This window comes from Phenylobacterium sp. (genome assembly GCF_037189685.1).
Lineage (GTDB): Bacteria > Pseudomonadota > Alphaproteobacteria > Caulobacterales > Caulobacteraceae > Phenylobacterium.
In genome coordinates, this window is the sequence record NZ_JBBCIT010000007.1 from 59,067 (window position 1) to 83,714 (window position 24,648).

Consider the following 24,648-nt stretch of genomic DNA (forward strand, 5'->3'; position numbering starts at 1 on the left):
GCTGCAATCCCGCGCCGCAGAGGGCCGATCTACTTCGGCGGGCGCATCCGCATCAGGCCTTCCTGCGCCACGCTCGCCACCAGCGTCCCGTCCTCGGCGTAGATCGCGCCCCGGATCAGGCCGCGGCCGTCCGACGCCGAGGGGCTGTCGTGGACGTAGAGGTGCCACTGGTTGAAGTCGGTGGGCCGGTGAAACCACATGGCGTGGTCCAGGCTGGCCGACTGGAACCCCGGCGTGTTCCAGTGGACCCCGTAGGGCCGCATGGCGGTGGACAGCAGGTTCATGTCCGACGCGTAGGCCAGGATCACCTGATGCATGTGAGCTTCGCCCCCGATGGGCGTGCGGCAACGGAACCAGTTCTGCGAGACGGGTTCCTTGGGACCGGTCTTCCAGTAGGTGCGGGCGTCCTTGGACCGCATCTCGATCGGCATCGGGCGGGAAAGCCAGCGCTTGGCCTCCTCCGGTGCGTTCTTCAGCAATTCCTTCATCACCTCGATCTGGTCCTGGAGTTCGGACCAGTGCGGGCCGGCCGGCATTTCGGCCTGGTGGCTGAAGCCTTCCTCCGGGTCCTTGAACGAGGCGGCGAGGTTGAAGATCTGCTTGCCGTGCTGGACCGCCACCACGCGCCGCGTGGTGAAGCTGCCGCCGTCGCGCGACCGGTCGACCTCGAACACGATCGGCACCGTCGGGTCCCCGGGCCGGATGAAGTAGCAGTGGAGAGAGTGGCAGACCCGGGCCTGGATGGTCTCGTAGGCCGCGAGCAGCGACTGGGCGATCACCTGCCCCCCGAAGATGCGGCCGGGCGCGGTGTCGGGAGAGGTCCCCCGGAAGAGGTTCTCCTCGATCCGCTCGAGTTGCAGGGTCTCCACCAGGGTCTCGTCCTGCGCGGCGTGTTCGGGAGCGTCGCTTGCGGCGGGAATTTCGGTCATGGCGGCGCCCTTACGCCCCGCGCCCGGGACCGGCAAGGTGTTGCATCGGCGCAAAACGTCGCCCCATCTAAGCGCATGGGGGAGACCGCGGATCACCCGAGGCCGATCTGGCGCACGCCGCTGGCCGCCGCGCTGGCGGCGTGGATGGCCGGGATCGTGGGAGCGACTCTCGCCGCGCCGGCCATCCTGGAAACTTCGCCCGGCGCCGCGGGGCCGGTGATCCTGGCCGCGATCTTCGTCGTGCCGCCGCCGGTGCTGGCGGTCTGGAGCTTCTGGGCCCTGTTGAGCGACCCCGAGACGGGCTGGATCGCGCCGACGGTGCTGATGAGCTTCCTGGGCGCCTTCGTGCCGGGCTTCCAGCCGCTTCTCGACGCGGGTGTGCGCCTGAACTTCGAGGCCCGCCGCCCCGCCTACGAGGCCATCGTCGCCGACGCCGGCGCGGGCCGGCTGGTCGGCGTGGCCAATCCCGGCGGCTGGATCAGCGGCGAGAGTCGGGGGCTGCGCTTCCGCTACCGCCCGGAAGACCCGGGCGTGGTGGATTTCGTCTGGTATCGCGCCTACGGCGTGCGCGTGGGCGTCCGCTACGACCAGACCCCTTGCGTGGCCCGGCCCGGCCTGAGCTGCGTGGCCGGCGGCGAGCCGCTGGACGGTCCGTTCACCTACTACCTGCGGGTTTCCTTGGTCCGCCCCTCTTGAGGCGCCCCTTGACGTGAGGGGGCCGGCGACGGCTTTGGGGGCCATGTCCTTCGACTGCACCGTCCTGACCATGTTTCCGGAGGCGTTCCCCGGCCCGCTGGGCGTTTCGCTTGTCGGAACGGCGTGGCGGGATGCCGCACTCTGGTCCCTGGAAACGGTGGACATCCGGCCCTTTTCCACAGATAAGCGCGGCTTCCTCGACGACACCCCTGCGGGTGGCGGTCCGGGTCAGGTGATGCGGGCGGACGTGATCGCCTCTGCGCTGGACAGCGTGGAGCGGCGCGGTCGGCCGCTTTTGTACATGAGCGCCCGGGGTCGTCCCCTCACCCAGGCGCGTGTTCGGGAATGGGCTCAGGCGCCTGGGCTGATCGTCCTCTGCGGGCGGTTCGAGGGGGTGGACCAGCGGGTGCTCGACGCCCGCGGGTTCGAGGAGGTCTCGGTCGGAGACGCGGTCCTGGCCGGTGGCGAGGCGGCGGCGATGGTCGTGATCGAGGCGTGCGTACGGCTGGTTCCGGGTGTGTTGGGGCAGGCCGAGAGTCTGAGTGAGGAAAGCTTCGAGGACGGGCTTCTCGAACATCCGCAGTACACGCGACCGCGGGCGTTCGAAGGGCTGGAGATCCCCGAAGTGCTGCTGTCCGGGAACCACGCGCGCATCCGCGGGTGGCGCCAGGAACAGCGGGAAGAGACGACGCGGGAGCGGCGGCCGGACCTCTGGGCGCAGCGTTCCGCCAATCAACAGGCAAAGGGCGCCCCGACCAAGGAAGGCGGGTAAGCCCAGTAAGGATGAGACCGATGAACGTGATCGAACAACTGCGCAAGGAAGAGGCCGACCGCCTCCTGGCCGTCCGCAAGATCCCCGAGTTCCGCCCCGGCGACACCGTGCGCGTGAACGTGAAGATCAAGGAAGGCGAGCGTGAGCGCGTCCAGGCCTATGAGGGCGTCTGCATCGCCCGCGCGGGTGAAGGCGTCGACGAGAACTTCACCGTCCGCAAGATTTCGTTCGGCGAGGGCGTGGAGCGCGTGTTCCCGATCCTGTCGCCGAACATCGAGAGCATCGAGGTCAAGCGTCGCGGCGTCGTGCGCCGGGCCAAGCTGTACTACCTGCGCGACCGCCGCGGGAAGTCGGCCCGGATCGCCGAGCGCCAGATGACGGCGACGACCAAGGAACCCGCGCCCGAGACGACCGAGGGCTGAGGCCCCGAGGGCGACGAAATGCGAACGGCGGCTGGAGCGATCCAGCCGCCGTTTTCGTTTCCCGCCACGCCCCGCACGGGGTTGCAGAAAATTTGTGACCGATCGTGCGCTTTTCTGGTTTGCCCGATTTCGAGCTCCGGCGCCTGATGAGGCCCTCAACCGGGGGAGCCCATCATCATGTCCCGTCTCGAGTTCTTCTTCGATTTCGGCAGTCCCTACAGCTACCTCGCCCATAGTCAGCTTGCAGGCCTTGGCGTCGAGGTGAGCCTGCGCCCGATGGCGGTGCTGAAGGTGATGGAGGCCGTCGGCAACCAGCCCACCACGCTGCAGTCCGCGGCCAAGGGCCGCTATGCCCGCGCCGACCTCGTCCGCTGGGCCCGGCGCTATGGCGTGCCCCTTAACCCGGCGCGGGCGCGGGCCAACGACGGCCAGGCCTGCGCGCGCGCCGTCATGGCGGCCGGGCGGATCGGAAAGGCGCGTGAGGCGGCCGCGGCCCTGTTCCACACCTTCTGGGGCGCCGGCGACCCTCTCGGGAGCGTTCCCGAAATTCTGGCGGTTCTGGACGCCGCCGGCCTGGACGCCGCGGCGCTGGAGTCGCTGATCGACAGTCCCGAAGTCATCGCGGAGCTGGAGGCCAACACCCGCGAGGCCGCCGAGCGCGGCGTCTTCGGCGCCCCCACCATCTTCGTCGGCGACGACATGTACTTCGGCAACGACCGGCTCGACTTCGTCCGCGAGCGCCTGACCGTGGAGACCGCCGCGTGAAGCCGCTCGCCCTCGTCACCGGCGTCGGCCCCGGAACCGGCGCGGCCATCGCCCGGCGCTTCGCGGACGGCGGCTATCGGGTCGCCATGCTGGCGCGCGACGCCGGCCGGCTGGACGCCCTCGCGGCCGAAATCCCCGAAAGTGTCGCCGCCCCGTGCGACGTGAGCGATCCGGCCGCCCTTCAGGCCGTCGTCGAACGCATCGGCCCGCCGAAGGTGGTGGTCCACAACGCCGTCGGCGGCGCCTTCGGCGCCTTCGCGGACATCGATCCGGCCGTGCTGGAGCGGAACTTCCAGGTGAACGTCATGGCTCTGCTTCACCTGGCGCGCCTCACGACGCCGGCCATGATCGCGGCGGGCGAGGGCGCCCTGATCGTCACCGGCAACACCTCGGCGCTGCGCGGTCGGGCCAACTTCGCCGGCTTCGCGCCCACCAAGGCCGCCCAGCGGATCCTGGCCGAGTCCATCGCGCGTGACCTGGGACCGAAGGGTGTGCACGTCGCCTATCTGGTCATCGACGCGGTGATCGACCTGGCCTGGACGCGGGCGCGCTACAAGGACGCTCCGGACGACTTCTTCATCCGGCCGGCCGATATCGCGGGCGAGGTGTTCCACCTGGCCCACCAGCCGAGGACGGCCTGGTCGTTTCTCTCGGAGGTGCGCCCTTTCCGCGAGACCTGGTAAGCGTCCGGGGCGTCTGCCCGCGCCTATTCTCCGTCCGCCACGTACGCGCCGAACTCCCTCACCAGGTGGTCGAACATCAGGCGCATGCGCGGGGCGCCGCGCAGCGTCTCGTGCATGCAGATCCAGATGTCGAGGTCGAACCGGAACTGATCGGCGAGCACGGCCACCAACCCCTCGCGGCGGCCGATCTGGTTCTGGCAGACTCCGATGCCCACCCCCGCCTTGATCGCGGCGAGCTGGGCCACGTCGTTGTCGGTGCGATAGGTGAAGAGATCGCGCGTGACGGGCCGGCCGATCGACAGATCCTTGGCGATCTCCGGCAGGTCGCGGTCGAAGCCGATGAGGGTGTGCCGGGTCAGCTCGTCCAAATCCGTCGGGAGGCCGTGACGGGCGAGATAGTCGGGCGTGGCATGGAAGCCCAGGCGGAGGGCCCCCACCTTGCGCGCGACCAGGCTGTTCTGCGTAGGCCGCGACATGCGCACGGCGATGTCGGCGTCGCGTCGGCTCAGGTCGTCGTTCTTGTTGTTGAGCGTGAGTTCGACGGTGACGCCTGGGTGCGCCTGCCGGAACCGCGCCATCATCGAAGGGATCACCTCGATGCCCACGATCTCGCTGACCGTGACGCGGACCACGCCCCCTTCGCCGCTGACGATGCCGGCGATGTCGCGCCCCGCCGCCGCGGCGGCGGCCGCCATGTCGTCCAGGTGGGGCTGGAACGCAAGCGCCAGGTCCGTCGGCTGGAGGCCCCGTGGGCTGCGCAGGAACAGGGGCGCGCCGAGCTGGCGTTCGAGCTGGTCGATGTGACGGCCGAGCGTGGGCTGGGTCAGCCGGCGCAGGCGCGCGGCGGCCGAGAAGCTGCCGGCCTGGAGGACGGCGTGGAGGCTCTGGAGCAGGTCCCAGTCGGGGATTCCGGGCATGCGGCATCGAATAGCTGTTCTGCCGGATTGCGCAATTCTGTCCGGCCCTGGCCCGTGCCTTCTGGGGGCGAAGAAGGAGGCCCCCATGAGCCGACCCACGATTGGCGCCCCGACGGGTCGCCGAAGCGATCCTCTGGCCCTGGTGATCGGTGCGACCGGCGGAATCGGCGGCGCACTGGCCGAACGGCTGCTCGCGGATGGCTGGCGCGTGCGCGCGGCCCACCGCGACCCCGAGCGGGCCCGCTCGGCGAATACCCCGGCGGGGCTGGAATGGGTGAAGGCCGACGCGCTGGACGCCTGCGCCGTCACGGCCGCCGCCGACGGGGCGGAGATCATTGTCCACGCCGTCAATCCGCCCGCCTATCGGAACTGGGCCGGCCTCCAGATGCCGATGCTGGACTCCAGCCTCGCCGCCGCGCGGGCGAGCGGCGCCCGGCTCCTGTTCCCCGGCACGGTCTACAACTATGGTCCGGACGCCTTCCCCCGGATCGGGGAAGACGCGCCGCAGACGCCGCTGACACGCAAGGGGGCGATCCGGGTGCGGATGGAGGCGGCGCTGTGCGAGGCCGGCGTCCGGTTCCTGATCGTGCGCGCCGGCGACTTCTTCGGCCCCCGGCCCGGGAACAACTGGCTCTCACAGGGCGTGGTGCGCGCCGGACGACCCGTCACCGCCGTCCGCTATCCGGGTCCGCTGGCGATCCGCCACGCCTGGGCGTTCCTGCCCGACGTGGCCGAGACCTTCGTCCGGCTCCTGAGGACTCCCCTGGCGGATCAGGCGATGTTCCACATGGAAGGGCACGCGGTCACCGGTCACGAACTGGTCGCGGGCCTGGAGGCGGCCGCGGGGCGTCGGCTCGCGGTGAAGCGCATGCCCTGGCTCGCCCTGGCCGCGGTCGCGCCGTTCAACGAGACCCTGCGCGAGCTGCAGGAGGTCAGGTATCTCTGGCGCGAGACCGTCCTGCTGGACAACGCGCGCCTCCGCGCCAGCCTGGGCGAGGAGCCCCGCACCCTGCTGGTCGAGGCGCTACGGACGGCCCTGGCCGGCCAGGGGTCGCTTCCGGCAAGCCTGATTGACGCCGCCTGAGAAAATTTTTGCTGCGTTCGCACCCGGACTGCGGCGCCGCAGCACTAGACGTGCGCGCGATCGGCGACCTACATGCGCGCCATGCCCGGCAAGACGCTCTACGACAAGATCTGGGACGCGCACGTCGTCGACGAACAGGACGGCGAGGCGATCCTCTACATCGACCTGCACCTGATCCACGAGGTGACGACGCCCCAGGCCTTCGCCGGTCTGCGCGCCAACCGCCGGGGCGTGCGCCGCGCCGACCGCACCCTGGCCGTGGCCGACCACAACGTGCCGACCGAGGGTCAGGGTCAGGGCGTCGACGCCGTGACCGACGAGGAGGCCCGGCTCCAGCTCCAGACCCTGGGCAAGAACGTCGCCGAGTACGGCATCGAGTACTTTCCCATGGGCGACGTGCGGAACGGCATCGTCCACGTCGTGGGGCCGGAACAGGGCCGCACCCAGCCCGGCATGACCATCGTGTGCGGCGACTCCCACACCTCGACCCACGGCGCGTTCGGCGCGCTGGCGCACGGGATCGGCACGTCCGAGGTGGAGCACGTGCTGGCCACCCAGACCCTACGCCAGAAGAAGGCGAAGAACTTCCGTGTCCGCATCGAGGGCGAGCCGGGGCCGGGCGTCGGCGCCAAGGATTTCGCCCTCGCGGTCATCGGCGAGATCGGCACCGCCGGCGGCACGGGCTACGTCATCGAATACGCCGGATCGGCGGTGCGCGGCCTGTCGATGGAAGGCCGCATGACGCTCTGCAACCTGACCATCGAGGGCGGCGCGCGGGCCGGTCTGGTGGCGCCCGACGAGACGACCTTCGAATACCTCAAGGGGCGGCCCTCGGCGCCCAAGGGCGGCGCCTGGGAAATGGCGGTCGGCTACTGGAAGACGCTGTTCAGCGACGATGACGCCGTCTTCGACCGCGAGATCGTTCTGGACGCCGCGCGGATCGCGCCCAGCGTCACCTGGGGCACCAGCCCCGAGGACGTGATCCCCGTGACGGGCGTCGTGCCCGCGCCCGACAGCTTCGCCACGCCGGACAAGCGCGCCTCGGCCGCCCGGGCGCTGGACTACATGGGCCTCGCGGCCGGCCAGCCGATCACCGAGGCCAAGGTGGACGTGGTGTTCATCGGCTCATGCACCAACAGCCGCATCGAGGACATGCGCGCGGCGGCCAAGGTCGTGGAGGGGCGAAGGGTCGCTGACGGTGTTCGCGCGATGGTGGTGCCGGGCTCGGGCCTGGTCCGCGCCCAGGCCGAGGAAGAGGGCCTGGACGAGGTTTTCAAGGCGGCCGGCTTCGAGTGGCGTGAACCGGGCTGCTCCATGTGCCTGGGCATGAACCCCGACCGCCTGACGCCCGGCCAGCGTTGCGCCTCGACCTCGAACCGCAACTTCGAAGGGCGCCAGGGCCGGGGTGGCCGCACCCACCTGATGAGCCCCGCCATGGCCGCCGCCGCCGCGGTGGCCGGCCACATCGTCGACGTGCGGGATTTCCTGTAGACTGACCAACTTGGTCAAGGCGACCATCTTGAGCCGATGAAGCAGATCAACCTCTACGAGGCGAAAACGCGTCTCTCGGCCAGGGTGGTCGGCGTCCTGGAGGAGAGCGGCGGTCCGCTGTTCGTAAGCATCGTCGGAATTGCCGAGCTCTGCATCAAGGCCGGGGTCGGCAGGTTGCAACTCCCATGGGCGGGCGAAGACCCTGTGGCGAGTTTCGAGGACCTTCTCGTGGACCTTGAGATTGAGCCCTTGCCGCTGACGCTCGCGCACGCGGCGCAACTGCGTGACCTTCCGCTGCACCATCGCGATCCTTTCGACCGCCTGATGATCGACCACCGTCGCGCGCTACGACGGACTCGCCGTGCTATGGGCGTGACATGATCACGGGCCTGGACCACATCGCCGTCGTCGTCCGCGACCTGGACGCTGCGGCCCGCGGCTACAGCCGCCTCCTGGGCCTGGAGGCCGACTGGATCGGTTCGGGCGGCGGCGTGCGCCAGGCCTGGTTCCAGCTCGAGAACACCGCGCTCGACCTCATCTCGCCGGATGGAGAGGGCGTCTTCGCCGACGGCCTGCGCAAACGTCTGGAGACTCGTGGAGAGGGTGTTCTGGCCTACGCCTTCCGCACGCCCGACATCGGGGCGGCGGCGAAACTCCTGAATCGGCGCGGGGTGGCCGCCTCGCCGCCCGCGCCGCTGACCATGACCGCCGCCGACGGACGGACGCGGACCTGGACCAGCTCGAACCTCGACCCGAAGACCACCGGCGGGTTGCCGTTGCTGCTGACCGAAGCCTGCGACCTTCCCCTTTCGCGCGAGACGGCGGATGCGGCCGTGACCCGTCTGGACCACGTTGTGGTGCTGACGGAGAATGTCGACCGTGCCCTGGCGGTCTATGGCGCCAAGCTGGGCCTCGACCTGCGGCTCGACCGCGAGAACCCGAAGTGGAACGCCCGCCAGCTCTTCTTCCGCTGCGGCGACGCCGTGGTGGAGATGGCCGCCAGGATCGGGGCCGACGCCAACCCCGATACGAAGGACCGCTCGGGCGGCCTCGCCTGGCGGGTGGCCGATCCGCGCGCCGCTCAGGCCCGCATCTCCGCCGCCGGCTTCGACGTCTCGGAGGTCCGGGTCGGCCGCAAGCCGGGCACCCACGTCTTCACCGTCCGCAACGCGCCCGAGGGGATGACGCTGGGCGGCGTGCCCATGATCATGCTCAGCGCAGAGCCCAGATTGGAAACCGCCTGATGGAAGCCTTCACGCGCCTCGACGCCGCCGCCGCGCCCCTGCCGCTGGCCAACATCGACACCGACCAGATCATCCCCAAGCAGTTCCTGAAGACGGTGGAGCGCGCGGGGCTGGCGAAGGGGCTGTTCTACGAATACCGCTTCGACGAGCAGGGCCGGGAGATTCCCGATTTCGTGCTGAACCAGCCCGCCTACAAGGGCGCGGGCGTGCTGGTGGCCGGCGACAACTTCGGTTGCGGATCGAGCCGGGAGCACGCGCCGTGGGCGCTGATGGACTTCGGCATCCGCTGCGTGATCAGCACCAGCTTCGCCGACATCTTCTACAACAACTGCTTCCAGAACGGCCTGTTGCCGGTGGTCCTGCAGGCGGACGAGGTGCGGCAGCTCATGGACGAGGCCCGCGGCGGCAACCACGTGGTCTCGGTGGACCTGGAGACCCAGACCGTCACCTCGCCGTCCGGCGCCGTCTTCCGCTTCGAGATCGACCCCAAGCGCAAGGCCAAGATGCTGAAGGGGCTGGACGCCATCGGCGAGACGCTGGAGGCGGCTCCGGCGATCGACACCTACGAGATGAAACGCGCGCTGAGCCAGCCCTGGCTCGAGGGCGCGTGACGCCGCGGCGCCGTCACGGACGCCGGTTGGGGGTTCCGGATCGGAACCCCAGCCTGTACGACGTCGCCGCCGAACGGCCGCTCTAGCTTTCCGGGGATATCCATGACCGACCTGCTCCTCCTGCCTGGTGACGGGATCGGGCCCGAGGTGACCGCGCAGGTGCGCCGCGTGGCGCAGGCTTTGACCCCCGACCTGAAATTGGACGAGCGGCTGTTCGGAGGCTCCAGCTACGACGCCCACGGCGTTCCCCTGACCGACGAGGCCCTGGGCGCCGCCAAGGCCGCGCGCGCCGTCCTGATGGGGGCGGTGGGCGGTCCCAAGTGGGCCGGCGCGCCTCGCGACAAGCGGCCCGAAGCCGGGCTCCTGAACCTGCGCGCCGGCATGCAGGTGTTCGCCAACCTGCGCCCGGCCCTGTGCTTCGGCCCGCTGGCCGACGCCTCCAGCCTCAAGCGGGAGCTGGTCGAAGGCCTGGACATCATGATCGTCCGCGAGCTGACGGGCGGCATCTACTTCGGCGAGCCGCGGTTCATCGAGGACCTGCCGGGCGGCGGCAAGCGCGCCGTGGACACCCAGGTCTACACCACTGCCGAGATCGAGCGGGTCGCCCGGGTGGCCTTCGAACTTGCCCGTGGCCGGCGCAACAAGGTGGCGAGCGCCGAGAAGTCCAACGTGATGGACAGCGGCCTCCTTTGGCGCGAGGTCGTCACCGACCTGCACCGGCGCGAGTACGCCGACGTCCAGCTCGAGCACATCCTGGCCGACAACGCCGCGATGCAGATCGTCAAGGCGCCCAAGCAGTTCGACGTCCTGCTGACCGACAACCTGTTCGGCGACATCCTGTCGGACGCGGCGGCCCAGCTCACGGGCTCGCTGGGCATGTTGCCCTCGGCGGCGCTGGGCGTGGCGGGGACCCCGGGCCTCTACGAACCCATCCACGGCTCGGCCCCCGACATCGCGGGCCAGGGCGTGGCGAACCCGCTGGCGGCGATCCTGTCGTTCGAGATGGCCCTGCGCTGGTCTCTCGACCGCACGGCCGACGCCGACCGCCTGTTCGCCGCGGTCGAGGCGGCCCTCGCCGGCGGCGCGCGCACCCGCGACCTGGGCGGCGCCCTGACCACGGTCCAGATGGGCGATGCGGTGCTGGCCGCGCTCTGAACCCGCCACGCCGCGCGTAGGCCCTCGTTAAGGGGCCCTGCCTATACGGTCGCCTACGGTCGCGTTCCGGACCGGAAGTTCGACGGGCAGTTCGCCGTGCGCGACCAGAACGAGACACCGAAGCCGGTTCATCGCCGCGCCGGCGACGCCGATGTCCTGGCCCTGGCCGAGGGTCTGGCGTCCGCCCTGGGCCGCACGCTCGACCGGACCGATCTGGATGTGCTCCGCACCGTGGCCGAAAGCTATCCGGACGTCGGCCGCGACGGGGCCGGCGAGGTGGTGGCGAGCCTGAAGGGCCTGATCGACGATTTCCTGGTCGCCGGCGCCTACGATCGCGAGGCGATCCTGGTGCATGTCCGCGCCTGGCGCTTCATGGTCAGCCGCAAACCCGACAAGCGTGAGCGCCTGAAGATCCTGTCGGGCCTGCGTGAGGTGCGCGATCTCTACGCACCGTCCTGCACCGTATGATCTTCCCGCGCCGTTGACGCGCGGCCCGGCCCGCCGCCATCGTGCGGCCGACCAGAGTCGGAGACCACCCGTGGCCGCATCCCATTGGCTCGTGAAGTCCGAGCCCGACGCCTACGCCTTCGCCGACCTCCAGCGGGACGGCAGGACCATCTGGGACGGAGTCCGCAACAACGCCGCCGCCCTGCACCTGAGGGCCATGAAGGTGGGCGACCCCGTGCTCTACTACCATTCCCAGGAGGGCAAGGCCGTGGTCGGCGTGGCCGAGGTGGTCAGGGAGGCCTTTCCCGACGCCAGCGATCCCGCCGGCCGGTTCGTGGCCGTGGAGCTGAAGCCCGTGCGGCCGTTGAGGCGCGAGATCACCCTGGCGGAGATGAAGGCCAATCCGGCGCTGGCCGGTATGGCGATGCTGCGCCAGAGCCGGCTCTCGGTGTCGCCGATCTCGCCGGACGAGTGGGCCGAGATCCAGAAGATGGCGGGGGAATAGGATGCGCCGGCGCTGGACCGTCCTGGCTCCGGTCGCGGCCCTGGCGGCCTTGGGCTCCACGTGGGCGTCCGCCCAGACCCGTCCGGAGGACACCGAGGTCCATGCGCCCGTCCCGGTGATCGTCACGCCGGGAGAGGCGTCCGGCGCACCGCCCTCGGACGCGGTCGTCCTGTTCGACGGCGCGGGACTGGACGAATGGGTGAGCGTCCGCGACCAGGGCCCTGCGGGCTGGGCGATCGTGGACGGGGCGCTCGAGGTCCGCCTGTCCGCGGGGAACATCGAGACCAGACGCCGCTTCGGCAGCTATCAGCTTCACATCGAGTGGCGCGTGCCCGAGGGCGTGACGGGGAGGGGCCAGCTCCGCGGCAACAGCGGCCTGTTCCTGGCCTCCACCGGGCCGGGCGACGCCGGGTACGAGTTGCAGATCCTCGATCCCTTCGAGAACCCCACCTACGTCAATGGCCAGGCCGCCAGCGTCTACAAGCAGGCGCCGCCGCTGGTGAATGCGGGCCGGCCGCCCGGCCGTTGGCAGGTCTATGACGTGGTCTGGACGGCGCCGCGCTTCGCCGCCGACGGCCGCCTGGAGGCGCCCGCCCGTGTCACGGCCTTCCACAACGGGGTGCTCGTGCAGAACAACACGGAACTGAAAGGTCCCACGCGGTTCATCGGCGCGCCGCAATATACCCCCCACGGCCGCTCGCCCATCAAGCTCCAGGCCCACGCCGGCGGCGGGCCCGTGAGCTTCCGCAACATCTGGGTCCGGCCGCTGGATTGATCCGGCCTGCCCCCTTCCGCGCGGATCGGCCTCTAGCAGGCTGGCGCGCTATGGCTTACGCCGGCGTCCGGCAGATCAAGGAAGGACGTTCATGGAACTGAAGGACAAGGTGGTCGTGGTCACTGGCGCGGCGAGCGGCATCGGCCGGGCCATGGCGGTGAAGTTCGCGCAGGCGGGCGCGAAGGCCGTGGTCTGCGCCGACCGCGACCTGCCCGGCGCGGAGGAGACGGCGAGGATGTGCGGTGGCCGCGCCATCCGCACCGACGTTTCGAACGAAGCCGACATCCAGGCCCTGATCGAAACCACCGAGGCCGAGGTCGGTCCCATCGACCTCTTCTGCTCCAACGCCGGCATCGGCGTGGGCGGCGGCGCCGAGGCGGCGAACGCCGACTGGCAGCGGATCTGGGACATCAATGTCATGGCCCACGTCTGGGCGGCGCGTCATCTCGTGCCGCGGATGGCGGCGCGGGGCGGCGGCTATCTGGTCAACACGGCCTCGGCGGCCGGGCTGCTGTCGCAGATCGGTTCTGCGCCGTATGCGGTGACCAAGCATGCCGCGGTCGGTCTGGCCGAGTGGCTGGCCATCACGCACGGCGACGAAGGCATCAAGGTCTCTGTCCTGTGTCCTCAGGCGGTGCGCACGGCCATGACCGCCGACAATCCGGACGGCGTCGCGTCGATCGATGGCATGATGGAGCCCGAGACGGTGGCCGACGCCGTGGTCCGCGCCATCGGCGACGAGACGTTCCTGATCCTGCCGCACCCCGAGGTGCTCCAGTACATGCGCAACAAGACCGACGACTACGGCCGCTGGATCGGCGGCATGCGCAAGCTGAACCGGCGCTTCAGGGGATAGCCCCCGCGCTCCCGCGGCGTCGGCGCAGGCCGGCGCCGGCAAGGCCGAAGCCGGTGATCATGAGCGCCCAGGCCGAAGGCTCGGGCACCATGGCGCTCCGGATGAAGTCGGCGTGGAGGAACAGCGGCACCAGGCCGTTGAATTCACCGAAGGTGCTGTTCAGGACGTCGTCGACGTCGCCGAAGGTCGTGCCGAAGCTGAGCCCATACGAACTGATGGACGCGATGCGGCCGTTGATGAACTGCGGTCCGCCGGAGTCGCCGGGCGCCGTGCCGACCTCGAGGCGGCCCACGCCCAGGCCGCAGTACTTGGCGCCGCCGAGCCCGAAGACGGCGGCGATGCGGCAGGAGGTGTCGTTCGCCGCCCGTCCGCTGTCGAAGTCGGACAGGTAGGAATAGGCGATATCGGCGGTCCCGAAGAAGCCGTCCCAGAAACCGCCGAAGTCGTCGTCGCCGAGGCGGAAGGCGTACTCGTTGTCGCCCTGGCGCAGGATGCCGGAGCCCAGGTTGTGCCCGACCTCGCCGCCGGTGTCGGAGCGTCGGCCCACCCCTGCGACGTTGAAGCCCTGACCCGTCAGGTCGCCGCCGTCGTGGATGCCGTAGGCGGTGGCGTAGTCCGGGGCGACCTCGGCCAGGCGCAGCACGGCGATGTCGTTCTGGTCGATGACTTCGCCCGTATAGTCCGGATTGACGAAATAGTCCGTCACGGCCACGGCCGTCGCATCGGCGTTGGCGTGCAGCACCGCGTCGGCGTTGTCTCCGCCATAGAAGAAGACCGTGGTCTGGTCGGGCCTGCGCAGGTCGTCGCCATCGGTCACGCAGTGGCCCGCCGTGACGACGGATCGCCGGTCCGAGAGCAGGGAGCCCGTGCAGATGAACGAGCCGACGCCCGCATAGGTCGAGATGATCGAGACGACGCCGTTGTGCTGCGGCCGTATGGGATTGTAGATCGGGCTGCCGCCGCCCAGCGCCGTGGCCGACGAGTCCAGGCCCACGACGATGTTGGCGGCTGTCCAGGTTATGCCATTGAACTCACCCGAGATTACAGCGGAGCTTGCCGCGGCGGGAAAGCACGCCAACGCCGCCGCGGCGGCCACGACCCGGTTGCGCATCGACATGTCCCACCGTCCCCGAAAGCCTGAATCAGCGTTCGGGAAACGCTGCAATATTTCGGGGCCGTATGCACCAAAAAGTTGAAATATTCAGCGAGCCGGCGGCGGTCGCCTGGGACGAGGGCGGGCGATCGCCTATGAATCACGCGTGTCGTCAAACGCGGCGTGTCATCCCGGTTTCGGCGAAGCCGAAGACCGGGACCCAGCGCCCCAGGGCCGTGCATCGATGATGCAGGATGCGCACGACATCGAGGCTGGGCCTTCCCGGAGAAGTCGATGCTTCGTTCGTTCCTGGGTCCCGGTCCTCGCGTGCCGCGAAACCGGGATGACAGCCGAGGAGTGGGCCGCCGGCGGTCGCGCTCCCCTGTACGTAGAGGCTTCGCCGCCCCTCAGGCCTTCAGCATGTCCGGCGTGATCGGCAAGCTGCGGATGCGCTTGCCGGTGGCCGCGAAGATGGCGTTGGTCAGCGCCGGGATCGCGGGCGGCAGGGCAGGTTCGCCCAGGCCGGTCGGGTTGAAGTCGGTCTTCAGGAACTTGACCTCGACCGGACACGCCGCGGAAATCCGCATGATCGGATAGTCGGTGAAATTGGTCTGCTCGACCGCGCCGTTCGCCACGGTGATCTGCTGGTGCAAGGCTTCGGACAGGCCGTCCAGCACCGAGCCCTGGACCTGGTTCAGCGCGCCGTGGGGATTGATGATCTGGCGGCCCACGTCGGCGGCCACCCAGACCTTCTTCACCTTCACCTGGCCCTCCGCCGAGACGGCGACATGGCAGACCTCGGCGAAGTAGCCCAGGTGGCTGTAGTAGCAGCCGACGCCCAGTCCCTCGCCCTTGGGCAGCTTGCCGCGGCTGGCCCAGGGCGACATGTCGCGCACCGCGCGCAGGACGCCGGCCATGCGGCCGGCGCCATAGGCGGCCGGAGCCTGGCCCACCACCTCCTGGTCGCCCAGAAGCCGGATCTGGAACTCCAGCGGATCGGCGCCGGCGGCGTGCGCCATCTCGTCGATGAAGGACTGGAAGACGAAGGCCAGGGCGTTCGATCCCGGCGCCCGCAGCGGCCCGGTGGGGACGCCCAGCGGGATCATGCTGACGTCGAAGCGCAGGTTGGGCACGAACCGGGACGGGAACTCCGCCGCCGACATCCCGGCGCTGGGCGCGATGGCGTCCTTGTTGGAGAAGGTCACGAAGTGGTCGGCGAGCGCGATCAGGTTCCCCTGTGCGTCCAGTCCGCCCTTCAGGTAGTGGAATCCCGCCGGGCGGTAGTGATCGTGCTGCATGTCGTCTTCGCGGGTCCAGAGCACCTGAACCGGAGCCCCGACTTCACGCGAGATCCACGCGGCCTCGACCATGTAGTCGTTGGCGAGGCGCCGGCCGAAGCCACCGCCGCCGCGCACCATGTGGACGGTGATGTCCTCGGGCGCCAGGCCCAGCGTCTTGGCGCAGAGCTGGCGGCCCGGCTCGGGGTTCTGGGTCGGCGCCCAGACCTCCAGCTTGCCGTCCCTGAACTCGGCCGTGCAGTTCTGCGGCTCGAGGTTGGCGTGGCTGAGGAACGGATAGGCGTAGGCCGCCTCGATCGTCTTCGCCGCGTTCTTGAGGGCGGCGTCGACGTCCCCGTCATTGCGGAGGTTGCGCTGCGGCTTGCCGGCGTTCAGCGCCGCGGCCTGATCCGCATAGCCCTTGGATGACTGCTGCGACGTCGGATGGTCCGACCATGTCACATTGAGCCTGTCGCGGCCCTTCTTCGCCGCCCACCAGGTTTCCGCCACGACCGCCACGCCCGGCATGAGGCCCTGGCCGATGTTGCCGGGGCCGGGGGCGAAGGCGTCGGGGTGACCCTCGACGATGAAGGCGGCCTTCACGCCCTTGACCGCCTTGGCCGCCTCCAGGTCGGCGCTGGCCACCTTGGCGCCGAAGACCGGCGCCTTGACGTAGGTGGCGAACAGCATGCCCGGCCGGCGCTGGTCGATGCCGAACAGGGGCTGGCCGGTCACGATCTTCGCCGTGTCGTACTGGGCCAGAGGCCGGCCCACGATCCGGTAATCCTTCGGCTCCTTCAGCGTCAGGGTCTTGGGATCGGGCGGCGTGACCGTGGCGCAGGCCAGCGCCAGCGAGCCGTAGGTGCGCTTCTTGCCGGTGGGCTTGTGGATCACCGCGCCCGGTTCGGTGGCGCAGTCGCCCGGTCCGCAGTTCCATGCCGTGGCCGCCGCCTGGATCAGCATGGCGCGGGCCACCGCGCCGACCCTCCGGTGCTCGTCCCAGTGCATCGGGGTGGCCATCGAGCCCCCGGCGAACTGGCGGCCGTAGGTCTTGGGATCGTTGGGGGCCATCTCGACGCGGACGTCCTCCCAGGCCACGTCCAGCTCCTCGGCGATCAGCATGGGCAGCATGGTCTTCACGCCCTGGCCCACGTCGGGCGCCTTGGCGAGGATGGTGACCTTGCCGTCCGGCGCCACGGTCACATAGGCGTTCAGCGGGCGGACGGCGTCGTCCTGGATTCCCGTCTGTGCGTCGGCCTTGCCGGTGACGACGAAGCCCAGCGTCAGGCCGGCGGCGCTGACCGAGACCAGCACGTCGCGTCGGCTGGCGCCGGCCTGCTGGCCGGATTGGGGAAGGCGCTTGTCATGATAGGTCATGGCTCAGGCTTCCTTCTGGCCGGAGGCGCGCTTGATGGCCGCGCGGATGCGGACGTAGGTGGCGCAGCGGCAGATGTTGCCGTCCATCGCCTCGTCGATCTGGGCGTCCGTGGGCTTCGGCGTCTGGGCCAGCAGCGCGGTCGCCGACATGATCTGGCCCGCCTGGCAGTAGCCGCACTGGGCGACATCCAGCTCGGTCCAGGCCGCCTGGACCTTCTTCCCGATGCGGTGGGTCGCCATGCCTTCGATCGTGGAGACCTTCGCCTTCCCGACGGCCTCGACCGGAATCTGGCAGGCGCGCATCGCCTGCCCGTCGATGTGCACCGTACACGCGCCGCAGGCGGCGACGCCGCAGCCGTACTTCGTCCCCACCAGCCCGAGGGTGTCGCGCAACACCCAGAGCAGCGGCGTGTCTCCGTCCACGTCGGCGCGCAGCGCCTTCCCGTTCACGTCGAGGGTATAGGCCATGGCGCGTGGTCTCCCGCTTATCCCGTAAATGCTAACGCCGGTTTCGGGCGGGGCAAAGCGTGGGAATGATGACAGGCCCGTAACCTTCGCGCCCGCGCGGCGGCCTCACGGGCTGGGCAGGACCACGACGGCGTCCGACAGTTCGTTGGGATTGTCGCCGGGCCGGGCCGGGAACCGTTCGGCCAGCACCTCGCCGCACAGGCCCACGGCGGCGGCGAAGCCCGCCCCCGGCTGACCCTGCTTCAGGCCGTCGGTGAGGGCCGTCATGGCGCGGTCCCATACGCCCGGATCGACCTGGGCGTCGATGCCCTCGTCCGCGATCAGCTCGGCCATGTGCTCGGCCAGGGACACATAGATCAGCACGCCGGTGCGCTCGCGCGTGGCGTGGAGGTTCTTGGACAGGAACTGTTCCTCCGCGCGCTGGCGCACGCGGTCGCGTTTCATCCCGTGGGGCGTCAGCGCGCGCCGGATCGGGGGTATGGCCACGACGAACAGGGTCGCGAAGAAGAGCGCGGCCTGCAGCGCCAGCGTCCCGACCAGCGCGGCCCGCGCCGTGGCTTCGCCCACGTCCTCCACCTGCGCGGCGGTCCAGCCGCCGAAGGCCGAGATATCGGGCGCCGTCACCTGGACGCCGGCCAGCAGCAGGATGGCGGGCGCGAGCAGCGCCACGCCCGCCGCCCAGGCCAGGGGGGTGGCGTGATAGTCGGCGCTCTCCTCGGCGACGACGCAGTAGATCTCGCCGGTGGTGCCGGCTTCGGCGGCGCGCACGGCGGCCTCGATCGCGGCGAGCTCTTCTGAACTGAGGGGCTTCACGGCCATGCTGCGGGCTTCCCGTTCACCAGCTTCCGGAGGCGCCGCCGCCTCCGCCCGAGCCGCCGCCGCCGGAGAAGCCCCCGCCGCCGCTCCATCCGCCGCCGCCACCGCCCCATCCGCTTCCGCGCCCGCCGCGATGGCTTGAGTTCGACAGGATCAGGGGCAGCAGCCACCACAGGCCGTGGCCGCCGAACCGCTTGCGCCCGCCGAACGCGCGCATCACCCCGCTGAGCAGCCAGAACACCACGAAGATGACGAAGAGCGCCACGACCAGGCCGCCGCCGCCCTCGTCGGTCGCAGCCTGCCGTTCCGCGGCGGCCCGGGCGGCCGCCGCCTGCGCCTCCTCCGGGGGCAGGCCGACCTGGCGAACGATGGCGCCGGCGCCGCCGACGATCCCCGCCTCGAAGTCGCCGGTCTTGAAGGCGGGCAGGATATCCCGTCGGATGATCACGCTGGAGAGCGCGTCCGTGAGCACGGGTTCGAGCCCGTAGCCAACCTCGATCCGCACCTTCCGCTCGGTGGGCGCCACCAGCAGGATGACGCCGTCGTCCTCCTTCTCGCGGCCGACGCCCCAGGTGCGCAGGAGCTGGTAGCCGTACTCCTCGATCTCGTAGCCCTGGAGGTCGGGGACGGTGGCGACCACCACCTGATGCCCGGTCTGGCTTTCCAGGGCGGCCAGCTCGTCGGTCAACTTCGCCTCGGCGGCGGGCGACAGCAGGTTCGCGTCGTCCACCACGCGCCCCGTCAGGGGCGGGAACTTCGGCGCCGCGAACGCCAGGGCGGGGACAAGGAGCAACAGCGCCAGAAGCGCCGCCGCGACCCTTCTCCTGCCGCCGGAGAGGGTGCCAGTTGATGGCTGGTTGCAGAAGGTGCGCGCCGCGCCCGGCGGACCCGTACGCGCCGCAAGCGTGTCATCTTCGAATCGCGAGGCGCTGCACGCCTGCGCCGCCGTGGGGCGCATGCGACGCTTCATCCGACCCGCTTCGCGGGCCACCTTCTCCCGCAAGGGGAGGACGTGTGAGCTTACACGTTTGATTTTGTAAGCCTTTCTGTAAATCCAAGTTCGCGCACAGAACCTACTCAGGTGCGCAAAATCAAACACCTAGGCGCCCGTCATACACGGAATCAACTGGTCCTGCGGATGAGACGCGAGATGGAATGAGGTAGCTGAGTGGTAACGACCGCTGAACCTGCACAGGTCCTGCGCAACGCGCTTTGGAATGACTTTTCTTATCCTATTATAGAATAGGGATTTCTGCCCTCCCGCGGGGGAGGGGAACCACGCGAAGCGTGGCGGAGGGGGCTAGCCGGCGGCCCGGCGGTGGGGCGGACCCCTCCGCCGCGTTCCGCGGTCCCCTCCCCCGATGGGGGAGGAGAAGGATGCCCGACGCTGATCCGTGGTGGAAGGGTGCGGTCCTCTACCACGTCTATGTCCGCAGCTTCTTCGACTCCGACGGTGATGGTCATGGCGACCTGCCGGGTGTGCTGGCCAAGCTCGACTACATCCAGAGCCTGGGGGTGGACGGCCTGTGGCTGTCGCCGATCCATCCCTCGCCGAACCGTGACTGGGGCTACGACATCGCCGACTTCCAAGGTGTCCAGGCCGACTACGGCACGCTCGAGGATTTCCAGGTTCTTCTGGACGAGGCCCATGCGCGCGGCCTGAAGGTGGTTCTGGACGAGGTGCTCAGCCACACCTCCGACGTCCATCCCTGGTTCGTGGAGAGCCTGACGGGCGGCGCGGACGGACCCAAGGCCGACTGGTACGTCTGGGCCGACCCGCAGCCTGACGGGACGGCCCCCAACAACTGGCTCAGCGTCTTCGGCGGCCCGGCCTGGGCCTACCAGCCCAAGCGGCGGCGGCACTACCATCACAAGTTCCTCCGTCAGCAGCCCAAGCTGAACTGGCGCAACCCCGACGCCCGCGAGGCCGCGCTGTCGGTCCTGGACTACTGGCTGTTCAAGGGCGTGGACGGCTTCCGGCTGGACGTGGCCGGCACCTATCTCCACGACCCGGCGCTGACGCCCAATCCGCCTGTTCCGTCGGAGCAGCGCACCGGCCTGAACTGGAGCCATGCCGGCAACCTCCAGCGCCACCTCCACGACTCCAACCTCGCCGAGAACGTCGGGATGCTCGACGCGATCCGGCGGCGGGTGGAGGCCCATGACGGCGTCAACGGCGGCGCCCGCTTCGTGTTCGGCGAGTTCTCGGAAGAAGAGGAACGCTGCGGTGCCTACTGTACGCCGGCCGAGGGGCTCCACTCGGGCTACACCTTCGTGATGCTGCTGGCGCGCAAGCTCCGCCCGGAGTTCGTGACCGAACACTACGAGACCCTGGCGCGCTTCCCCGAGCACTGGCCCACGATCAGCTTCTCGAACCACGACGTGCCGCGCACGGCCAGCCGTTTCGGCGGGCCTGACGCGCCGCCCGAACTGGCCCGGATGCTGTTCGCCCTGCTGGTGGCGCTCAAGGGCACGACCCTGATCTACCAGGGCGAGGAACTGGGCCTGCCGCAGGCCAGCCTGCGCCGCGACCAGCTCCGCGACCCCGTGGGCGACCTCTACTGGCCCTACGACGGCGGGCGCGACGGCTGCCGTACGCCCATGCCCTGGACCGCCGGCCCCAACATGGGGTTCAGCGAGGGCGAGCCCTGGCTTCCCCTCGCAGCCGAGCACAGGGGCCTCTCGGTCGAGGAGCAGGCCGGCGATCCGGATTCCATGCTGGCCTTCGCCCGCGAGATGATCGCCTTCCGCAAGGCCTCGCCCGCGCTGCGCCGGGGCGACATCGCCTTCGCCGAACTGGACGCGCCGGTCCTGGCGTTCGTGCGCGAGCAGGACGACGAGGCGGTCATCTGCCTCTTCAACTTCAGCGCCGAACCGCAGGTGTTCTCGCACCCGACGCTGGCGAGCGCCGACCTCTATCCCCTGCGGACCGGCGAGGCCGAGCTGCGCGGCGAATCCGTGGGCCTGTCACCCTACGCCGCCTGTTTCCTGCGCCTGATCTGACTCGCTTCCCGAGACGACGCGTCCGACGGTATGACCTGGGCGAGGCCTGATGAGTTTCCGACCCGACCGACCACCGCCCCGCGTGATGGGGATCGTCAACGCGACGCCCGACAGCTTCTCGGACGGCGGCCGTTTTCTCGACCCCGGCGCCGCCCTGGCCCACGCCCGCCGGCTGATCGCCGAAGGCGCCCACATCCTGGACCTGGGCGCGGAGTCCACGCGACCGGGGGCCGAGCCCGTGCCGGCCGAGGTGGAGATCGAACGGCTGGTCCCGCTGGTCCGGGCGATCCTGGCCGAGAGCGACGTGGCGATCTCGGTGGACACCATGAAGCCCGAGGTGGCCCGCGCCGCCGTCGCCGCGGGGGCGTCGATCTGGAACGATGTCACCGCCCTGCGTCATGACCCGGCCAGCCTCGACGCGGCTGCGGAAATGGACTGCGAGGTGGTGCTGATGCACATGCAGGGCGAGCCGCGGACCATGCAGGCCGAGCCCCGCTACGACGACGTGGTCGGCGAGGTGGCTGCGTTCCTGGCCGACCGGGCCGAGGCGGCCCTCGCGGCGGGCGTGGCGCGCGGGCGCATCTGGCTGGACCCGGGCGTGGGCTTCGGCAAGCACATGATCCGCCACAACCTGCCCGTCCTGGGGGGGCTGGCCCGCATCGTGGCGCTGGGATTCCCTGTGTTGCTGGGCGCCAGCCGCAAGAGCTTCATCGGCGCCCTCGACGGCGGCGCCGCGCCCGACGCCCGCCTGGGCGGCTCCATCGCCGCGGCCCTCGCCGGCGCGGAGGCCGGCGTCGCTGCGGTGCGCGTCCACGACGTGGCCGAGACGTCCCAGGCGCTGAAGGTCTGGGCCGCGATCCGTCAGGCAGGTGGGGCGTAAGCTCCATTGCACAATCGAGCGTTCGGACTAAATTCAGACTGAATTCAGTCAGGCGCGAACCATGCGATACTCCACCCAGGTCAAGCCGATCAGCTATCTGAAGGCGAACGCCGCCCAGATCCTGGCGCAGCTCGCCGAGGATCGCCAGCCGCTGGTCATCACCCAGAACGGCGAAGCCAGGGCGGTGTTGCAGGACGTGGCCAGCTTCGAGCAGCAGCAGCAGACCCTGGCCCTCCTCAAGGTGCTCGCCCTGGGCGCTGCACAGGTGGGGGCCGGCCAGACGAAGCCGGCGCGGACCGTCGTCGAGACGCTGCGCCAGCGGCTGACGCCGGAGGGATGAACGGCAAGTTCGAGGTCGTGATGACGGCCGCCGCCGAACAGGACCTTGCCGACATCGTCGAATATGTGAGGGCGCACGGGTCCGAAAGGGCGGCCTCCACGCTCCTTGACGAGTTCCTGGCCTGCGTTGCGACGCTGGAGGATCGCCCGGCGCGCGGCGCGGTTCCCAGTGAGCTGGCTCCGTTGGGCGTGACGGACTACCGGCAGCTTCGCCTGAGGCGGTACCGGCTTATCTATCGCATTCACGAGGCGACGGTCGCCGTGATGGTTGTCGCCGACAGCCGACGCGACATGCAGGCGCTGCTCGAACGCCGCCTGCTCGGGTCCTGAGGCTGCTCCGTCAGGCAGGTGGGGCGTAGAGCGGGGCGATCCGCTTCTCGCGCGCGATCAGGGTGTCCCACGGTGTGAAGACGCCGTCGCAGGCGTCCTCCACCGCCTCCAGGTGCGCATGCCAGCCCGACAGCACGCCGGCCGACTCGTCGGCGGGCAACTCGGAATGGGTGAGGGTGAGGCGGCAGCCGTCGCCGTCGGGCTCCAGGTCGAAGCGCACGCGCGACGCCTTGCTCCCGTCCAGTTCGGACCATGTCCAGGCGATGGTCCGCGGTGGGTCCAGGATCTCGATCCGGGCCAGGCTGCGATAGTCGGCGCCGGTGAAGTGGAGCTGGATGGTCCCACCCACCTCCAGCCGGTCGGCCTTGGCCTCGGCGAACCAGTCCGAGAGGCGCTCGGGCACGGTCAGCGCCGCCCACACCCTCTCGATCGGCCGGGCGAAGCGGCGGCGGAAGACCAGGGTGACGGTCTCGCCCTGGCGGCTGACCTCGCCCAGTTCGGGATCGACGTTCATTGCTCTCGCTCCAGATGGTCTTCGAGGGCCGCCAGCCGACCGGCCCAGAAGCGGCGGTAGGGCGCGAGCCAGGCGTCCAGCTCGGAGAGGCCGCCCGGCTCCAGGCTGTAGAGCCGCCGCCGGCCTTCGGCGCGCGTCCGGACCAGTCCCGCTTCGCGCAGCAGTTTCAGGTGCTTGGAGACGCCGGGCTGGCTGATCGAGAGCGCGTCCACGAGGTCGCCGGCCGGCCGCTCGCCGTCCCTCAGGACGTCCAGGATCCGGCGGCGGTTGGGTTCGGCCAGGGCTTCGAACGGGCTCATGATTTCATATTCAGTATCAGAAATATAACTGTCAAGCGATGTGATGCGCGCCGGGAAACACGCTATCGGCGGGGCATGTCCTCCCCGTCGCCTTCGGCCCTGGGCCGCGTGCTCGTCATCGCAGGGTCGGATTCCGGCGGCGGGGCGGGCATCCAGGCCGACATCAAGACCGTGACCGCGCTCGGCGGCTATGCGGCCACCGCGATCACCGCGGTCACGGTGCAGAACACGCTCGGGGTCACCGGCGTGCATCCGATCCCGCTTGACGTGGTGGCGGCCCAGGCGCGGGCCGTGCTCTCCGACATCGGCGCCGACGCCATCAAGACCGGGATGCTGGGCGATGCGGCCACGGTGGCCCTGGTCGCCGGGCTGCTGGACGAGGCGGGGGTCCCGGCCGTGATCGACCCGGTCATGGTGGCCAAGGGCGGGGCGTCGCTGCTGGCGGCCGAGGCGGTGGCCGCGGTGCGCGAACGCCTGATCCCGCGGGCGGCCCTGCTCACCCCCAACGCGCCCGAGGCCGAGGCGTTGACGGGGTTGGCGGTCGCGACCACCGACGACCTCCGGCGGGCGGGCGAAGCTCTGCTGGCCGGCGGGGCGAGGGCGGTGCTGATGAAGGGCGGCCACGTCCCCGGCGACCGGGTGGTGGACGTCCTGATGACGCCGGCCGGCGAAACCGCCTTCGAGGGCGAACGGATCGACAGCCGTCACACCCACGGCACGGGCTGCACCCTGGCCTCGGCCTGCGCCGCGGGGCTCGCCCAGGGCCTGGACCTGACGGCGGCGGTCGCCCGGGCCTGGGACTACGTCCACAACGCCATGCTGCATGCGCCCGGCCTGGGCGCCGGCCACGGCCCGCTGGACCACGCCTGGACGCTGCGGGGGCGCGCGTGAAGCACGCCG

Annotated in this window: 29 protein-coding genes; 20 read left to right on the forward strand and 9 right to left on the reverse strand. The window is 70.2% G+C overall.

Annotated features, from left to right (window positions below; translation table 11 throughout):
* Nucleotides 1–29: 29 nt before the first annotated feature.
* On the reverse strand, nucleotides 30–929 hold the full coding sequence (locus WG212_RS03780) for an acyl-CoA thioesterase II (RefSeq protein WP_337185735.1): 900 nt from the start codon (nucleotides 927–929) through the stop codon (nucleotides 30–32).
* Nucleotides 930–1,004: 75 nt separating this feature from the next.
* Here WG212_RS03780 and WG212_RS03785 point away from each other — a divergent pair, with 75 nt between their 5' ends.
* From WG212_RS03785 to WG212_RS03805, 5 genes are all read left to right on the forward strand, one after another.
* Nucleotides 1,005–1,625: a hypothetical protein gene (locus WG212_RS03785; RefSeq protein ID WP_337185736.1), complete on the forward strand. Its 621-nt coding sequence runs from the start codon at nucleotides 1,005–1,007 to the stop codon at nucleotides 1,623–1,625.
* Nucleotides 1,626–1,668: 43 nt separating this feature from the next.
* Nucleotides 1,669–2,397 (forward strand): tRNA (guanosine(37)-N1)-methyltransferase TrmD, encoded by a 729-nt coding sequence (trmD, locus tag WG212_RS03790; protein ID WP_337185737.1) that lies wholly within the window; start codon nucleotides 1,669–1,671, stop codon nucleotides 2,395–2,397.
* A 20-nt stretch (nucleotides 2,398–2,417) separates the two neighbouring features.
* Nucleotides 2,418–2,819, forward strand: coding sequence for a 50S ribosomal protein L19 (gene rplS, locus WG212_RS03795; RefSeq protein ID WP_337185738.1), 402 nt, complete (start codon nucleotides 2,418–2,420; stop codon nucleotides 2,817–2,819).
* A gap of 177 nt (nucleotides 2,820–2,996) precedes the next feature.
* A complete protein-coding gene (locus tag WG212_RS03800) occupies nucleotides 2,997–3,584 on the forward strand; it encodes a 2-hydroxychromene-2-carboxylate isomerase (protein WP_337185739.1) in 588 nt (195 codons plus the stop codon).
* Nucleotides 3,581–4,267, forward strand: a complete 687-nt coding sequence (locus tag WG212_RS03805) for an SDR family NAD(P)-dependent oxidoreductase (RefSeq protein WP_337185740.1) — start codon at nucleotides 3,581–3,583, stop codon at nucleotides 4,265–4,267. The genes WG212_RS03800 and WG212_RS03805 overlap by 4 nt, the downstream gene beginning before the upstream one ends.
* Before the next feature lie 23 nt (nucleotides 4,268–4,290).
* Here the strand turns inward: WG212_RS03805 and WG212_RS03810 are convergent, their stop codons facing one another.
* Complete coding sequence (locus tag WG212_RS03810) at nucleotides 4,291–5,184, reverse strand: LysR family transcriptional regulator (protein WP_337185741.1); 894 nt, start codon at nucleotides 5,182–5,184, stop codon at nucleotides 4,291–4,293.
* Between the two features lie 85 nt (nucleotides 5,185–5,269).
* Here WG212_RS03810 and WG212_RS03815 point away from each other — a divergent pair, with 85 nt between their 5' ends.
* The 10 genes from WG212_RS03815 (at nucleotide 5,270) to WG212_RS03860 (ending at nucleotide 13,352) form a co-directional block, all read left to right on the forward strand.
* Nucleotides 5,270–6,268 carry an NAD-dependent epimerase/dehydratase family protein gene (locus tag WG212_RS03815; RefSeq protein WP_337185742.1) on the forward strand — a complete coding sequence of 333 codons (999 nt, stop codon included), beginning with the start codon at nucleotides 5,270–5,272 and terminating at the stop codon, nucleotides 6,266–6,268.
* A gap of 81 nt (nucleotides 6,269–6,349) precedes the next feature.
* Nucleotides 6,350–7,759, forward strand: a complete 1,410-nt coding sequence (gene leuC / locus WG212_RS03820; RefSeq protein ID WP_337186053.1) for a 3-isopropylmalate dehydratase large subunit — start codon at nucleotides 6,350–6,352, stop codon at nucleotides 7,757–7,759.
* 36 nt (nucleotides 7,760–7,795) lie between these two features.
* Nucleotides 7,796–8,140: a type II toxin-antitoxin system VapC family toxin gene (locus tag WG212_RS03825; RefSeq protein WP_337185743.1), complete on the forward strand. Its 345-nt coding sequence runs from the start codon at nucleotides 7,796–7,798 to the stop codon at nucleotides 8,138–8,140.
* A complete protein-coding gene (locus tag WG212_RS03830; RefSeq protein WP_337185744.1) occupies nucleotides 8,137–9,003 on the forward strand; it encodes a VOC family protein in 867 nt (288 codons plus the stop codon). The genes WG212_RS03825 and WG212_RS03830 overlap by 4 nt, the downstream gene beginning before the upstream one ends.
* A complete protein-coding gene (gene leuD / locus WG212_RS03835; protein ID WP_337185745.1) occupies nucleotides 9,003–9,614 on the forward strand; it encodes a 3-isopropylmalate dehydratase small subunit in 612 nt (203 codons plus the stop codon). The genes WG212_RS03830 and leuD overlap by 1 nt, the downstream gene beginning before the upstream one ends.
* Nucleotides 9,615–9,716: 102 nt before the next feature.
* Nucleotides 9,717–10,769, forward strand: coding sequence for a 3-isopropylmalate dehydrogenase (leuB, locus tag WG212_RS03840; protein WP_337185746.1), 1,053 nt, complete (start codon nucleotides 9,717–9,719; stop codon nucleotides 10,767–10,769).
* A 96-nt stretch (nucleotides 10,770–10,865) separates the two neighbouring features.
* Nucleotides 10,866–11,237: a hypothetical protein gene (locus tag WG212_RS03845; RefSeq protein ID WP_337185747.1), complete on the forward strand. Its 372-nt coding sequence runs from the start codon at nucleotides 10,866–10,868 to the stop codon at nucleotides 11,235–11,237.
* 70 nt (nucleotides 11,238–11,307) lie between these two features.
* Nucleotides 11,308–11,721: an EVE domain-containing protein gene (locus WG212_RS03850; protein ID WP_337185748.1), complete on the forward strand. Its 414-nt coding sequence runs from the start codon at nucleotides 11,308–11,310 to the stop codon at nucleotides 11,719–11,721.
* Nucleotide 11,722: 1 nt separating this feature from the next.
* Complete coding sequence (locus tag WG212_RS03855) at nucleotides 11,723–12,496, forward strand: DUF1080 domain-containing protein (RefSeq protein ID WP_337185749.1); 774 nt, start codon at nucleotides 11,723–11,725, stop codon at nucleotides 12,494–12,496.
* Nucleotides 12,497–12,587: 91 nt separating this feature from the next.
* Nucleotides 12,588–13,352: an SDR family oxidoreductase gene (locus tag WG212_RS03860; protein ID WP_337185750.1), complete on the forward strand. Its 765-nt coding sequence runs from the start codon at nucleotides 12,588–12,590 to the stop codon at nucleotides 13,350–13,352.
* On the opposite strand, the gene WG212_RS03865 is transcribed toward WG212_RS03860, so the two are convergent.
* From WG212_RS03865 to WG212_RS03885, 5 genes are all read right to left on the reverse strand, one after another.
* On the reverse strand, nucleotides 13,342–14,469 hold the full coding sequence (locus tag WG212_RS03865; protein WP_337185751.1) for a trypsin-like serine protease: 1,128 nt from the start codon (nucleotides 14,467–14,469) through the stop codon (nucleotides 13,342–13,344). The genes WG212_RS03860 and WG212_RS03865 overlap by 11 nt on opposite strands.
* A 383-nt stretch (nucleotides 14,470–14,852) precedes the next feature.
* Complete coding sequence (locus tag WG212_RS03870) at nucleotides 14,853–17,099, reverse strand: xanthine dehydrogenase family protein molybdopterin-binding subunit (RefSeq protein ID WP_337185752.1); 2,247 nt, start codon at nucleotides 17,097–17,099, stop codon at nucleotides 14,853–14,855.
* Nucleotides 17,100–17,102: 3 nt separating this feature from the next.
* Nucleotides 17,103–17,567 (reverse strand): (2Fe-2S)-binding protein, encoded by a 465-nt coding sequence (locus tag WG212_RS03875; RefSeq protein WP_337185753.1) that lies wholly within the window; start codon nucleotides 17,565–17,567, stop codon nucleotides 17,103–17,105.
* A 105-nt stretch (nucleotides 17,568–17,672) separates the two neighbouring features.
* Nucleotides 17,673–18,386, reverse strand: a complete 714-nt coding sequence (locus tag WG212_RS03880) for a TPM domain-containing protein (protein WP_337185754.1) — start codon at nucleotides 18,384–18,386, stop codon at nucleotides 17,673–17,675.
* Nucleotides 18,387–18,402: 16 nt separating this feature from the next.
* Nucleotides 18,403–19,353: a TPM domain-containing protein gene (locus WG212_RS03885; RefSeq protein ID WP_337185755.1), complete on the reverse strand. Its 951-nt coding sequence runs from the start codon at nucleotides 19,351–19,353 to the stop codon at nucleotides 18,403–18,405.
* Nucleotides 19,354–19,760: 407 nt separating this feature from the next.
* On the opposite strand from WG212_RS03885, the gene WG212_RS03890 reads away from it, so the two are divergent.
* The 4 genes from WG212_RS03890 (at nucleotide 19,761) to WG212_RS03905 (ending at nucleotide 22,935) form a co-directional block, all read left to right on the forward strand.
* Nucleotides 19,761–21,386, forward strand: a complete 1,626-nt coding sequence (locus WG212_RS03890) for an alpha-glucosidase family protein (protein ID WP_337185756.1) — start codon at nucleotides 19,761–19,763, stop codon at nucleotides 21,384–21,386.
* Between the two features lie 49 nt (nucleotides 21,387–21,435).
* Entirely contained in the window at nucleotides 21,436–22,266 is an 831-nt protein-coding gene (gene folP, locus WG212_RS03895) for a dihydropteroate synthase (protein WP_337185757.1), read from the forward strand.
* A gap of 61 nt (nucleotides 22,267–22,327) precedes the next feature.
* Nucleotides 22,328–22,606: a type II toxin-antitoxin system Phd/YefM family antitoxin gene (locus WG212_RS03900; RefSeq protein WP_337185758.1), complete on the forward strand. Its 279-nt coding sequence runs from the start codon at nucleotides 22,328–22,330 to the stop codon at nucleotides 22,604–22,606.
* Nucleotides 22,603–22,935, forward strand: coding sequence for a type II toxin-antitoxin system RelE/ParE family toxin (locus WG212_RS03905; protein WP_337185759.1), 333 nt, complete (start codon nucleotides 22,603–22,605; stop codon nucleotides 22,933–22,935). Before WG212_RS03900 ends, WG212_RS03905 begins: the two co-directional genes overlap by 4 nt.
* A 10-nt stretch (nucleotides 22,936–22,945) precedes the next feature.
* Here the strand turns inward: WG212_RS03905 and WG212_RS03910 are convergent, their stop codons facing one another.
* Both WG212_RS03910 and WG212_RS03915 read right to left on the reverse strand, forming a co-directional pair.
* Nucleotides 22,946–23,449 (reverse strand): SRPBCC family protein, encoded by a 504-nt coding sequence (locus WG212_RS03910; RefSeq protein ID WP_337185760.1) that lies wholly within the window; start codon nucleotides 23,447–23,449, stop codon nucleotides 22,946–22,948.
* A complete protein-coding gene (locus WG212_RS03915) occupies nucleotides 23,446–23,748 on the reverse strand; it encodes a metalloregulator ArsR/SmtB family transcription factor (RefSeq protein ID WP_337185761.1) in 303 nt (100 codons plus the stop codon). Before WG212_RS03915 ends, WG212_RS03910 begins: the two co-directional genes overlap by 4 nt.
* 75 nt (nucleotides 23,749–23,823) lie before the next feature.
* On the opposite strand from WG212_RS03915, the gene thiD reads away from it, so the two are divergent.
* Complete coding sequence (gene thiD, locus WG212_RS03920; protein WP_337185762.1) at nucleotides 23,824–24,639, forward strand: bifunctional hydroxymethylpyrimidine kinase/phosphomethylpyrimidine kinase; 816 nt, start codon at nucleotides 23,824–23,826, stop codon at nucleotides 24,637–24,639.
* Nucleotides 24,640–24,648 lie beyond the last annotated feature (9 nt).

Bases quoted from the DNA above. Each gene is read 5' to 3' on its own strand.
- WG212_RS03910 (WP_337185760.1), bottom strand. From the start codon at position 23,449: ATGAACGTCGATCCCGAACTGGGCGAGGTCAGCCGCCAGGGCGAGACC.
- leuC (WP_337186053.1), top strand. From the start codon at position 6,350: ATGCCCGGCAAGACGCTCTACGACAAGATCTGGGACGCGCACGTCGTC.
- WG212_RS03815 (WP_337185742.1), top strand. From the start codon at position 5,270: ATGAGCCGACCCACGATTGGCGCCCCGACGGGTCGCCGAAGCGATCCT.
- WG212_RS03865 (WP_337185751.1), bottom strand. From the start codon at position 14,469: ATGTCGATGCGCAACCGGGTCGTGGCCGCCGCGGCGGCGTTGGCGTGC.
- folP (WP_337185757.1), top strand. From the start codon at position 21,436: ATGAGTTTCCGACCCGACCGACCACCGCCCCGCGTGATGGGGATCGTC.
- WG212_RS03855 (WP_337185749.1), top strand. From the start codon at position 11,723: ATGCGCCGGCGCTGGACCGTCCTGGCTCCGGTCGCGGCCCTGGCGGCC.
- rplS (WP_337185738.1), top strand. From the start codon at position 2,418: ATGAACGTGATCGAACAACTGCGCAAGGAAGAGGCCGACCGCCTCCTG.
- WG212_RS03800 (WP_337185739.1), top strand. From the start codon at position 2,997: ATGTCCCGTCTCGAGTTCTTCTTCGATTTCGGCAGTCCCTACAGCTAC.
- WG212_RS03890 (WP_337185756.1), top strand. From the start codon at position 19,761: ATGCCCGACGCTGATCCGTGGTGGAAGGGTGCGGTCCTCTACCACGTC.
- WG212_RS03880 (WP_337185754.1), bottom strand. From the start codon at position 18,386: ATGGCCGTGAAGCCCCTCAGTTCAGAAGAGCTCGCCGCGATCGAGGCC.
- WG212_RS03830 (WP_337185744.1), top strand. From the start codon at position 8,137: ATGATCACGGGCCTGGACCACATCGCCGTCGTCGTCCGCGACCTGGAC.
- WG212_RS03825 (WP_337185743.1), top strand. From the start codon at position 7,796: ATGAAGCAGATCAACCTCTACGAGGCGAAAACGCGTCTCTCGGCCAGG.
- WG212_RS03860 (WP_337185750.1), top strand. From the start codon at position 12,588: ATGGAACTGAAGGACAAGGTGGTCGTGGTCACTGGCGCGGCGAGCGGC.
- WG212_RS03785 (WP_337185736.1), top strand. From the start codon at position 1,005: ATGGGGGAGACCGCGGATCACCCGAGGCCGATCTGGCGCACGCCGCTG.
- WG212_RS03885 (WP_337185755.1), bottom strand. From the start codon at position 19,353: ATGAAGCGTCGCATGCGCCCCACGGCGGCGCAGGCGTGCAGCGCCTCG.
- WG212_RS03870 (WP_337185752.1), bottom strand. From the start codon at position 17,099: ATGACCTATCATGACAAGCGCCTTCCCCAATCCGGCCAGCAGGCCGGC.
- trmD (WP_337185737.1), top strand. From the start codon at position 1,669: ATGTCCTTCGACTGCACCGTCCTGACCATGTTTCCGGAGGCGTTCCCC.
- WG212_RS03780 (WP_337185735.1), bottom strand. From the start codon at position 929: ATGACCGAAATTCCCGCCGCAAGCGACGCTCCCGAACACGCCGCGCAG.
- leuD (WP_337185745.1), top strand. From the start codon at position 9,003: ATGGAAGCCTTCACGCGCCTCGACGCCGCCGCCGCGCCCCTGCCGCTG.
- WG212_RS03900 (WP_337185758.1), top strand. From the start codon at position 22,328: ATGCGATACTCCACCCAGGTCAAGCCGATCAGCTATCTGAAGGCGAAC.
- WG212_RS03905 (WP_337185759.1), top strand. From the start codon at position 22,603: ATGAACGGCAAGTTCGAGGTCGTGATGACGGCCGCCGCCGAACAGGAC.
- WG212_RS03875 (WP_337185753.1), bottom strand. From the start codon at position 17,567: ATGGCCTATACCCTCGACGTGAACGGGAAGGCGCTGCGCGCCGACGTG.
- WG212_RS03810 (WP_337185741.1), bottom strand. From the start codon at position 5,184: ATGCCCGGAATCCCCGACTGGGACCTGCTCCAGAGCCTCCACGCCGTC.
- thiD (WP_337185762.1), top strand. From the start codon at position 23,824: ATGTCCTCCCCGTCGCCTTCGGCCCTGGGCCGCGTGCTCGTCATCGCA.
- WG212_RS03915 (WP_337185761.1), bottom strand. From the start codon at position 23,748: ATGAGCCCGTTCGAAGCCCTGGCCGAACCCAACCGCCGCCGGATCCTG.
- leuB (WP_337185746.1), top strand. From the start codon at position 9,717: ATGACCGACCTGCTCCTCCTGCCTGGTGACGGGATCGGGCCCGAGGTG.